Origin of the sequence: Streptomyces sp. KL116D, assembly GCF_030766975.1 — a bacterium.
GTDB lineage: Bacteria > Actinomycetota > Actinomycetes > Streptomycetales > Streptomycetaceae > Streptomyces > Streptomyces longispororuber_A.
Genome location: NZ_JASERH010000015.1, coordinates 82,598 through 92,356 on the forward strand (window position 1 = coordinate 82,598; position 9,759 = coordinate 92,356).

The 9,759-nt window shown below is 73.4% G+C and carries 11 protein-coding genes and 1 riboswitch; of the genes, 7 read left to right on the forward strand and 4 right to left on the reverse strand.

Annotated features, from left to right (window positions below):
- Positions 1-5: 5 nt before the first annotated feature.
- Together RBJ77_RS05710 and RBJ77_RS05715 are read left to right on the forward strand one after the other, a co-directional pair.
- Positions 6-632: a helix-turn-helix domain-containing protein gene (locus tag RBJ77_RS05710; RefSeq protein WP_372343966.1), complete on the forward strand. Its 627-nt coding sequence runs from the start codon at positions 6-8 to the stop codon at positions 630-632.
- A gap of 1 nt (position 633) precedes the next feature.
- Positions 634-819, forward strand: coding sequence for a DUF6126 family protein (locus tag RBJ77_RS05715; protein ID WP_372343967.1), 186 nt, complete (start codon positions 634-636; stop codon positions 817-819).
- A 13-nt stretch (positions 820-832) separates the two neighbouring features.
- Here RBJ77_RS05715 and RBJ77_RS05720 read toward each other — a convergent pair whose 3' ends face one another.
- Positions 833-1,633, reverse strand: a complete 801-nt coding sequence (locus RBJ77_RS05720; RefSeq protein ID WP_372343968.1) for a tyrosine-protein phosphatase — start codon at positions 1,631-1,633, stop codon at positions 833-835.
- A 367-nt stretch (positions 1,634-2,000) separates the two neighbouring features.
- A riboswitch (cyclic di-AMP (ydaO/yuaA leader) is annotated at positions 2,001-2,184 on the forward strand.
- A gap of 5 nt (positions 2,185-2,189) precedes the next feature.
- On the opposite strand from RBJ77_RS05720, the gene RBJ77_RS05725 reads away from it, so the two are divergent.
- The 3 genes from RBJ77_RS05725 (at position 2,190) to RBJ77_RS05735 (ending at position 4,793) form a co-directional block, all read left to right on the forward strand.
- The gene (locus RBJ77_RS05725) at positions 2,190-2,942 is read left to right on the forward strand and encodes a peptidoglycan DD-metalloendopeptidase family protein (protein ID WP_372343969.1); all 753 of its coding nucleotides are present in this window, start codon (positions 2,190-2,192) and stop codon (positions 2,940-2,942) included.
- Between the two features lie 128 nt (positions 2,943-3,070).
- Positions 3,071-3,904 carry an SGNH/GDSL hydrolase family protein gene (locus tag RBJ77_RS05730; protein ID WP_255967398.1) on the forward strand — a complete coding sequence of 278 codons (834 nt, stop codon included), beginning with the start codon at positions 3,071-3,073 and terminating at the stop codon, positions 3,902-3,904.
- A 133-nt stretch (positions 3,905-4,037) separates the two neighbouring features.
- A complete protein-coding gene (locus RBJ77_RS05735; RefSeq protein ID WP_372343970.1) occupies positions 4,038-4,793 on the forward strand; it encodes an SIMPL domain-containing protein in 756 nt (251 codons plus the stop codon).
- Between the two features lie 94 nt (positions 4,794-4,887).
- On the opposite strand, the gene RBJ77_RS05740 is transcribed toward RBJ77_RS05735, so the two are convergent.
- Positions 4,888-5,508 carry a TetR/AcrR family transcriptional regulator gene (locus RBJ77_RS05740; protein ID WP_372343971.1) on the reverse strand — a complete coding sequence of 207 codons (621 nt, stop codon included), beginning with the start codon at positions 5,506-5,508 and terminating at the stop codon, positions 4,888-4,890.
- 249 nt (positions 5,509-5,757) lie between these two features.
- Here RBJ77_RS05740 and RBJ77_RS05745 point away from each other — a divergent pair, with 249 nt between their 5' ends.
- Positions 5,758-7,347: an APC family permease gene (locus tag RBJ77_RS05745; protein ID WP_372343972.1), complete on the forward strand. Its 1,590-nt coding sequence runs from the start codon at positions 5,758-5,760 to the stop codon at positions 7,345-7,347.
- Here the strand turns inward: RBJ77_RS05745 and RBJ77_RS05750 are convergent.
- Positions 7,316-7,741 (reverse strand): hypothetical protein, encoded by a 426-nt coding sequence (locus tag RBJ77_RS05750; protein WP_372343973.1) that lies wholly within the window; start codon positions 7,739-7,741, stop codon positions 7,316-7,318. The genes RBJ77_RS05745 and RBJ77_RS05750 overlap by 32 nt on opposite strands.
- Positions 7,742-7,903: 162 nt before the next feature.
- Between RBJ77_RS05750 and RBJ77_RS05755 the strand changes: the two genes are divergently transcribed.
- The gene (locus RBJ77_RS05755) at positions 7,904-8,746 is read left to right on the forward strand and encodes a helix-turn-helix domain-containing protein (RefSeq protein ID WP_372343974.1); all 843 of its coding nucleotides are present in this window, start codon (positions 7,904-7,906) and stop codon (positions 8,744-8,746) included.
- Here RBJ77_RS05755 and RBJ77_RS05760 read toward each other — a convergent pair.
- The coding region (locus RBJ77_RS05760) for an acetate--CoA ligase family protein (RefSeq protein WP_372343975.1) at positions 8,679-9,759 on the reverse strand (1,081 nt) is incomplete at its 5' end. The two genes, RBJ77_RS05755 and RBJ77_RS05760, sit on opposite strands and share 68 nt — an antisense overlap.

Sequence of the window (9,759 nt, forward strand, 5' to 3'; positions counted from 1 at the left end):
AGAGCATGAGCCCTGCCCTCCCGGAGGAGGTTCCGGAACCCCCGGAGCTGCCCGCCGTAGCGCCCCAGCTGCGCGCCCTGCGCCGCCGCGCCTCCCTCACCCTGGAGGTCGCGGCCCGCTCCGCCGGTCTCTCCCCGGCGCATCTGTCCCGCCTGGAGACCGGCCAGCGCCAGCCCTCGCTGCCGATGCTGCTCGCCCTCGCCCGTATCTACGGTACGACGGTCTCGGAACTCCTCGGCGAGACGCCGGCCGACCGCGAGTCCGTCGTCAGGGCGCGGACCATGGAAGCCACCGAGGCGGGCGGCTGGACGTACTTCCAGGCCGGGGCCCCCGGCCGCGGCATGCAGGCCCTGCGGGTCCACGTGCCGTACGGCTCCCAGGGCGACATCGTGCGCGTGCATCCCGGCGAGGAGTGGCTCTACGTCCTCGAAGGACGGCTCAGGCTGCGCCTCGGCGACACGTCCTACCGGCTCGACCCGGGGGACAGCGCCCACTTCGACTCGCTCACCCCGCACCGGATCGCCGCCGCGGACGAGAGCGGGGCCGAGCTCCTCTTCGTACACACCCTGCTGCAGAGCCCGACCGCGGCGCTCTGCCTCGGCCCGGCCGCGGGCCCGATCCGGGAGGCCTGACATGAGCGAGATGAGCGACATGAGCGACACGACCGAGCACGTCGAGCCGGCCGGGCGGTCCGCCCGGCGCGACATCGAGGACAAGCTGCCGCGCGGCATCTGGGTCCGCGTCCTCGTCTACGTCTTCGCGGGACACGCCCTCGCGGCCTTCATCTACATGCTGTTCACGCTGGGCGGGGGCCAGTAGCGCAGGCCGGCGGTCAGCCGAGCAGGCGCTCGGTCAGCCGGTCCCGGGTGGCGGCGCTGAGCTTCAGGCCGTCCGCGAGGTAGCGGTCGGTGCTGCCCCAGGTCTGCTCGATGGTCTCGAAGGCCGCGTGCAGATACTCGGCGCGGGCGTCGAAGAGCGGGCTGAGCAGCTCCATGACCTCGGGGGAGTAGGCGTCGGACGCCGTGTTGTTGTTGCGGTGCACCCGGTAGCGGCGGTGCTTCGCGTTCGACTCCAGGTAGTCCGCCTCGATGGCGTCGCGCTCCACGCCGACCGCGAGCAGCGTCACCGCGATCGACAGGCCCGCGCGGTCCTTGCCCGCCGCGCAGTGCATGAGCGTGGGCACGCTGTCCTCGGCGATCGCGTGCAGGACCCGGCTGTGCTCGGCGGTGCGCTGGCTGATGATCGTGCGGTACGAGGTGATCATGCGGTCCGCCGCGCGGCCCTCGGAGAGTAGGGAACGCAGCTGCTCTATGTCGCCGTCGCGGACCATCTCCCAGAACTCGGCGCCGTCGGCCGGGTCGGTCAGCGGCAGGTTCACGTTGCGGACGCCGGGCAGCGCGACGTCGGCGCCCTCCAGCTTCTGGTCGGCCGCGTTGCGGAAGTCGAAGATCGTGTGCAGTCCGAGCCCGGAGAGGAACGCCGCGTCCGTGGCCGTGGCGTGCGCGAGGTGTCCGCTGCGGAAGAGCACTCCCTGGCGCACGCGCCGACCGTCCACGGTCGGGAGGCCGCCCACGTCGCGGAAGTTGCGCACTCCGGTGAGTTCGGGCTCGGTGGACGGGGCGTGCTGCGTCACGGGGGGCTCCTCCCGGTCGGTTCGCCCGCGTTGCTCGCGGGCGGTCGCGCTCCCGACGATACGACATGGGTTTCCGAGGCAACCATCTGTCCGATTTGGGGTTTTCGGGGTCAACTGTCCGCAGTTCAAGGGTGTTTGCCGGTACGTGCGTGAGCAGGCTCATAGCGGTGACGGTCCGTGGCGGTCGCCGGGCATTCCTCTCCGGGGAATTCCCGAAGGTATGGCGCCGGTAAAGCGGCACGGTCGACGCAGGGTGACACAGCGAACTCCCAGACGATCAAGAAAGCGCCGGTAAAAGCGAATTCGGCGCTTGTCGCCGCCTTTCCTCCTGCTTTACGGTCACCAATCAATCCGGACGGAACGCCTAGTCCTGCCACCGCCCGGACTCCGAACAACGACCCGTGACGGCAGGAGCGGGGGACCCACAGGCACCATGCCGCCGAGGGAATTCCCCATGCGGCTCGGGGTGGAGCCGGGCTCGTGCAGCGGGCCCGGCCGGACATCTCCAGTCCGAACCCGACAGCTCACCTCGCAGGCGACGGAGAGGAAATCCGCCATGCCCGCCAAGGGAAAGCACCGCCGTCCGAAGTCCCAGCGCGTCACCCGGGCCGCCGCCGTCGCCACGGTCGGCGGGGCCGCACTCGCCCTGCCTCTCATCGGCGCCACCGGCGCCCAGGCCGCCACCGCCGGCGCGACGACGTACACCGTCAAGGCCGGTGACACGCTCTCGAAGATCGCCAAGGCGCAGCACGTCGAGGGCGGCTGGAAGCAGCTGTACCAGGCCAACAAGGGCGTCATCGGCTCCGACGCCGGCTACATCAAGCCGGGCGCCAAGCTCACGCTCAAGGCCGGGGCGGGCGCGTCCACCGCGACGGTCACCCAGGCGAGCACCACGACGGCCACCGGCTCCTACGTGAAGCCCGTCGACGCCTCCGTCGGCACGCCGTACCACCAGAACGGCTCCATGTGGTCCAGCGGTTACCACACGGGCACCGACTTCACCGTCGCCACCGGCACCGCCGTCAAGTCGATCGCCGCGGGCACCGTCGTCTCGGCCGGCTGGGGCGGCAGCTACGGCAACGAGGTCGTCATCAAGCACGCCGACGGCAAGTACTCGCAGTACGCCCACCTCTCCTCGGTCGGCGTCTCCGCCGGGCAGAGCGTCGGCGCGGGCACCCAGATCGGCCTGTCCGGCGCCACCGGCAACGTCACGGGCCCGCACCTGCACTTCGAGATCCGCACCTCGCCGAGCTACGGCTCCGACCTGGACCCGCTGGCCTACCTGCGCGAGCACGGCGTCACCGTCTGACCCCGCCCGAACTGCTGTGATCCCTCGGCACCCGGTTATTCCCCGGGTGCCGAGTGGGCTTTGTCACCACTCGTCAACCCCTGGTTACGGTCGCGTAGGTCACATCCCAGGGTGAAAGATGTGTGGTCGTGGCAAACGAATCGAGATCACTCAGCGGCGGCACGATTCGGTCCTACGCGGCGGTGGGGGACAGCTTCACCGAAGGCGTCGGGGACCCCGGACCCGACGGCAGCTTCGTGGGGTGGGCCGACCGGCTCGCCGTCCTCCTGGACGACCGCGTTCCCGAGGACACCTTCCAGTACGCGAACCTCGCCGTGCGCGGCAAGCTCATCGACCAGATCGTCGAGGACCAGCTCCCGCGCGCGATCGAACTCGCCCCGGACCTGGTGACCCTCGTGGCCGGCGGCAACGACATCATCCGCCCGGGCACCGACCCGGACGACGTGGCCGAGCGCTTCGAGAAGGCCGTGGTCCGGCTCTCCGAGGCCGCCGGGACCGTCATGGTCGCCACCGGCTTCGACACCCGCGACGTGGCCGTCCTCAAGCACCTGCGCGGCAAGATCGCCACGTACAACATGCACGTGCGCGCGATCGCCGACCGGCACGGGTGCGCGATGCTCGACCTGTGGTCCCTCAAGTCCATCCAGGACCGCAGGGCCTGGGACGACGACCGGCTCCACCTCTCGGCCGAGGGGCACACCCGCGTCGCGCTCCGCGCCGGCCAGGCACTCGGCATCGACGTGCCCGCCGACCCGGAGCAGGCCTGGCCCCCGCTGCCGCCGCGCGGCACCTTCGAGGTGCGGCGCGACGACATCCACTGGGCCCGGGAGTTCCTGGTGCCGTGGATCGGGCGGCGGCTGCGCGGCGAGTCCTCCGGGGACCGGGTCGAGGCGAAGGGCTTCGTGGACCCGCACCTCATCAAGGCGCATCTGGTCAAGGCACACCTGGAGTCCGCCTCCTGAACGGCGCGTCCGCGCCGTCCGTGCGCCGGTGAGGTGACCGGCCGGAGTGGCGTGGGCGGCGGCGCGCCGCCCGGGTGCTGGGATGTCGGCTGCCCGCCGTCCGGCGGGGCCGACCGGGAAGGACCCCGATCCCATGCCTGTACGCATCCGCCACCGCGCCGCCCTCGCCGCGGCCCTGCTCGCCGTCGGGCTGCCCGCGGTACCCGCCGTCGCCGCGCAGGGCGCCCCGCCCGCGACCGCGGCCGTGGCGCCCCGGCCCGCGACCGTCACCGTCACCGGCGAGGGCCGGGCGAGCGCCGCACCCGACACGGCCGTCGTCACGGCGGGCGTCGAGGTGACCGGGGCCACCTCGAAGGCGGCGCTCGCCGCCCAGAACACCGCGGCGAACGCGCTGCTCGCCGCCGTGCGCGGGGCCGGGGTCGCCGACCGGGACGTGCGCACCGAGAGCCTCTCCCTGTCCCCGGTGTACACGACCGGGTCCGAGCCGGACGCGGCGCCGAAGGTCACCGGCTACCGGGCCGGGCAGACGTTCTCGGTGAAGGTCCGTGACCTGGGGCGGACCGGTGCCGTCATCCAGGCCGTGGTCGACGCGACCGGTGACGCGGGCCGGATCCACGGGATCGTCTTCGACGTCGCCGATCCGGCCGCCCTGCGGGCCGGCGCCCGCGCGGCCGCACACGCCGACGCGCACGACAAGGCCGTCCAGTACGCCCGGCTGAGCGGTCACCGGCTCGGCAGGCTCGTCTCGCTCGACGAGAGCGCCGGCGGCCGGCCGCGCCCGGTGCCGGTCCCGGCCGTCGCCTTCGACGAGTCGGCGGGGAAGGTGCCGGTGGCGCCGGGCGAGATCGAGGACGAGGTGACCGTCACGGCGGTGTACGAGCTGAACTGACGCGCGGCGATCTGCGAGCTGAGGTGACCGTCACGGTGGTGTACGAGCCGAACTGACCGGCGCCGTGGGGGCGGGCCCGTTGCGCCGCGTCCGGCTACTTGCCCGTCCCCGTCAACTCCGCCCGCTCCAGGCCCAGTTCGCGAGCGAGGGCCTCGTCCACCCACTCCTGGGTGCGGGCCCGCGACACCGCGCCGTCGTACGTCGTCATCTGCACCGCGAGGCCGTCGAGCAGCGCGGTGAGGCGCAGCGCCGCCGCCGTCGGGTCGGGACAGCTGAACTCGCCCGCCGCCACCCCCTCCGCGACGACCTCGGCGAGCGCGGCCTTCCACCGCTTGTCGAGGTCGCGCGTCACCTCGCGCAGCGCGGGCTCGCGCAGCGACGCGGCCCAGCCCTCGATCCACAGCCGCCACCCCTTGGCCTGACCGGTCGGGGCGTACCAGCGCACCGCCGCCCGCAGCCGCTTCAGGGCCGTCGTGCGGCGGCCGAGCAGCTTGCGCAGATGGGCCAGATCGTCCTCGGCCGCGTACGTGAACGCCGCGGCGACGAGCTTCTCCTTCGTCGAGAAGTGGTACAGCACCAGCGCGTTGCTCACGCCGAGCGCCGATGCGACGTCGGAGATGCGCACGGCGGCGACACCGCGCGCCTCGATCTGCTCGATGGCGGCCCGCAGCAGCTCCTCGCGCCGCTCGGCCACGCTCAACCGGACTCTGGTCACGCCGCAACCCTAGTTGTTCCCGTCCGCACCCGGCAGCCGGGCCGCCGCCCGTGCCGCGTCGTGCCGCCCCGGGCCGTGCGCGCGGTCCCCGCAGCCGCTTCGTGCACGACCCTTGACACCCTCTCGGCGCACGCGCCACAGTCCCTTCCATCCCCCTCTACTGACTGGCCGTTCAGTCAATAGCCGTGGTCCGGCGACTCGGTGGAGGGGCCGTCCCCGCCGGAGCAGTCCCGCCGCCAGGAGCACGCCGTGACCCAAGCGCCGCCCGTACCTCCGACCCCGCCCGCCGCGGGCGCCCCCGACCTCTCGGCAGGATGGGGCGAGCAACGCTCCCGGCTGCGCAAGGACCTGCGCCGCCTCGACGTGCTGTTCTTCCTCATCTGCACCCTCGTCGGCCTCGACACCATCGGCTCCGTCGCCGCGCAGGGCCCCGAGGGCCTGACGTGGATGGCGATCCTGGCCCTCGTCTTCTTCCTGCCCTACGGACTGCTCGTCGCCGAACTCGGCTCCGCCTTCCCCGTGCAGGGCGGCCCCTACGTGTGGACCCGGCTCGCCTTCGGACGGCTCGTCGCCGGCGTCAACCAGCTCCTCTACTGGATCTCCAACCCGGTCTGGGTGGGCGGCAGCCTCTGCATCATCGCCCTCACCACCTGGGAGGAGTTCTTCACACCGCTGCCCGGCGCGTGGAAGTACCTCGCCGGACTCGTCTTCATCTGGGGCGGCGCGCTCGCCGTCGTGCAGTCCGTGCGCATCGGCAAGTGGGTGCCCATCGCGGGCGCCGTCGCCCGCATCGTGCTGCTCGGCTTCTTCCTCGTGTCCGTCGTCGTCTTCGCCGCCGAGCACGGCGTGCACACCCTGCCCGCGGGCGAGTTCGCGCCCACGTACGCGGGCTTCGTCGCCCTCGTCCCCGTCCTCATCTTCAACTACGTGGGCTTCGAACTGCCCAGCTCCGCCGCCGAGGAGATGAAGAACCCGCGCCGCGACATCCCGCTGTCCATCCTGCGCTCGGGCGTCGCGGCCGTGCTCCTGTACGGCGGCCCCATCCTCGGCATCCTCTTCGTGCTGCCCGGCCGGGAGATCGGCAGCCTCGGCGGCTTCATCGACGCCTGCAAGGCCGTGTTCACCGTCTACGGTGGGTCCGTCGCCGCAGACGGCACGGTCACCCTCACCGGCCTCGGTTCCGTGTTCGGCGGCGTCGCCGCGGCAGGGCTGATCATCGGCCTGCTCACCTCCGGCGTCACCTGGGCGATGGGCGCCCACCGCGCCCAGGCCGTGGCCTGCGCGGACGGCGCGGGCCCTGCGTGGCTCGGACGCATCTCGGAGAAGCACGGCACCCCGGTGCGGGTGAACCTGCTGTCCGCCGTGCTCGCCTCGGTCCTCTTCGTCGTCGCCCTCAACCTCACCGGCGGCAACGGCGAGAAGTACTTCGCGGCCGGTCTCGGCCTGACGATCTGCACCACCTTCATCTCGTACGTCATCACGTTCCCGAGCCTCGCCGTGCTGCGCCGCACGTACCCGGACCAGCCACGCCCCTACGCCGTCCCCGGCGGCCGGACCGGCGCGTGGATCGTCAGCCTGCTGGCCACCGGGTTCGTGGCGTTCACCGTGATCGTGCTGATCTGGCCCGGCTTCGGCGTCGGCTGGTTCGGCACGGCGGGCAGCGCGGCGGACTCGCTGCCCGCCTCGTTCGCCGGCGAGCGGCTCCAGTACACCCTCAGCCAGGTGCTGCCGCTCGCCCTGTTCATCGGCGTCGGGCTGGTCTTCTACGCGTGCGGGGCGGGTGCGCGGCGCCGCTCGCGCGCCGGTGTCACAGCGCCGGGAACTGGTAGTCGCGGATGATCCGGCCGTCCTCGCCCACGGTCACGAACTCGAGCCCGCCGCCCGCGGCCTCACCGGACTCCACGGCGACCGCCTCCCAGCGGAACGTGACGACGTCCTCCAGCGCGGCCGAGGAGTCCCCGGCGGCCCGGAACGTGAACTGTCCCGTCGCCACGAACTCCTCGTAGGAGCGCGCCACCCGGGCCTCCAGCTCGTCGTGGCCGCGCGCCACGAGGGCCGCGTCCGCGAAACCGAGCCGCTCCGCCTCCGCGCGCATCTCCTGCGGCGGCTGCAGCACATGGACCCCGTCCGGCGCCCACAGGTCCTGCACGGCCTTGCGGCGCCGGTCGGGGTCGGCCTCGTTCCAGACGGCGGCGTAGCGGTCGGCCAGGTCCCGCGCGTCGATGTGCGGCATGGTTCCTCCTTGGTCGGGCTCGGTCGGGCTCGGTCGGGCTCGGTCGGGCTCGGTCGGGCTCGGTCGGGTGGGTACGGCAGGACTGTGCCGCCGGGCCCGGCATGGCCTCAATTCCCCCTGGGGAATGGCCGATCGGGAGTCCGGGGGTGTAGACACGGGCCGGTGACCACGGACACGACGCGACGGGCGGAACTCGGCGGAGCCGTACGCGCATGGCGGGCGCGGCGACGGTACAGCCAGCTGGAGCTGGCCACGCGCGCGGGCACCACGCAACGCCATCTGAGCTTCATCGAGAGCGGCCGCTCGGCGCCCGGACGCGGGATGGTCGTCCGCCTCGCCGAGGCGCTGGACGTCCCCCTCAGGGAGCGCAACGCCCTTCTCCTCGCGGCAGGTTACGCACCCGCCTACAAGGAGACGCGTTTCGAGGACCCGCACCTGGCGCCGGTCCGCACGGCACTGGAACGCGTCATGAAGGCGCACCATCCGTATCCGGCCGTCATCATCGACCGGGGCGCCGACCTCGTCGCCGCCAACGACGCCTTCCACGCGCTGATCGCCGGGGCCGACGCGCGGCTGCTGGCGGAGCCGGTGAACGTCGCGCGCGTGCTGCTGCATCCGCGCGGGCTCGCGCCGCGCATCGGGAACCTGGAGGAGTGGGGGTGGCACATCGTCGCTGCGCTGCGCGACCAGGCCGCCCGCAATCCGCACCCGCGCACGGCGCAACTCCTGGCGGAACTGGAGGAGTTGGTGCCGGGCCGGCCGCTGCGGGCCGGACCGGACTACCTCGGCTTCGCGGTGCCGCTGCGACTGCGGTCCCGGGTCGGCGAACTGCGTCTGCTGAGCACGCTCACGCACTTCGGCACCGCGGTGGACGTGACCCTCGCCGAACTGCGCCTGGAGGCCTTCCTGCCGCTCGACGAGGAGACCGCGGAGCGGCTCAGCGCACTGGCACCGCGTGCGCGTCCAGGGCGATCGCCCCGCCCGGATGCACCAGCAGCGGATTGACCTCCAGATCGGCCAGCTCGGGATGGTCGGCGGCCGCCCGGGCCACCGCGCACACCGCCGCGGCGGCCGCCTCCAGGTGCACCGCGGGAGCACCGCGCCACCCGGTGAGCAGCGGCGCGTGCCGCAGCTCCAACAGCAGCGCACGCGCGCGTGCCGGGGTGAGCGGGGCGAGCGCCAGCGCCGTGTCGGCGTGCAGCTCGGCGGTGACCCCGCCCGCGCCGACCATCACCACAGGCCCGAACGAGGCGTCCCGCCGCACCCCGACGATGAGCTCACGCGCGTACGGGGGCGTGGCCATCGCCTCGACCGCGTAGCGGGCCGCGCCGGTGGCCGCCCGCATCCGGGCGAACGCGGCGCGCAGCGCCCCCGCGTCACCGAGCCCGAGCGCCACGCCGCCGGCCTCCGTCTTGTGGGCGAGCCCCATCGCCTTGAGCGCCAAGGGGTAGCCCGTGCGGTGCGCCGCGTCGACGGCCGCGTCCGCGTCCGTCACGAACTCGGCCGCGGGGAAGGCCAGTCCGTAGGAGGCGAGCAGCTCGCGGACGCTCTCGTAGCCGCCGTCGCCGAGCGGGTACGTCGCCGTGGGCGCGGTGTGCGGGGCCGGCGGCCGGGGTGCGGCGGCGGCCGTTCCGGCCGCGGCGGCAAGGGCCGACGCCGCCTGCTCGATGCGCTCGTAGACCGGGATGCCGCGCTCGCGCAGGACGGCGAGGGCCGGGGTGTCCCGGGCCATCGTGTGGACGACCAGGGCGCGGCCGGCGGCGAGGGAGGCGTCCGCGAGGTCGTGCGCGACCCGGCACTCGTCCTCGGCCTGGGCCGGGTTGGCGCTCGCGTAGTCACCGAAGTAGCCGGTGAGGACCACCGCGTCCGCGTCGCCGCTGTGCAGCAGACCGTCCGCCACGCGCGCGTAGGCGGCGAGATCCGCCTCGCCGGCCCCGGCCAGGTCGACCGGGTTGGCCGTGCCCGCCCCGGCCGGCAGCCGCTCCCGCAGGGCCGCGACCGTGTCCGGCGAGAGCGGC

What these genes read in the sequence shown, in the direction of transcription:
- RBJ77_RS05710 (WP_372343966.1), top strand. Translation starts at nt 6, where the DNA reads ATGAGCCCTGCCCTCCCGGAGGAGGTTCCGGAACCCCCGGAGCTGCCC.
- RBJ77_RS05715 (WP_372343967.1), top strand. Translation starts at nt 634, where the DNA reads ATGAGCGAGATGAGCGACATGAGCGACACGACCGAGCACGTCGAGCCG.
- RBJ77_RS05725 (WP_372343969.1), top strand. Translation starts at nt 2,190, where the DNA reads ATGCCCGCCAAGGGAAAGCACCGCCGTCCGAAGTCCCAGCGCGTCACC.
- RBJ77_RS05735 (WP_372343970.1), top strand. Translation starts at nt 4,038, where the DNA reads ATGCCTGTACGCATCCGCCACCGCGCCGCCCTCGCCGCGGCCCTGCTC.
- RBJ77_RS05750 (WP_372343973.1), bottom strand. Translation starts at nt 7,741, where the DNA reads ATGCCGCACATCGACGCGCGGGACCTGGCCGACCGCTACGCCGCCGTC.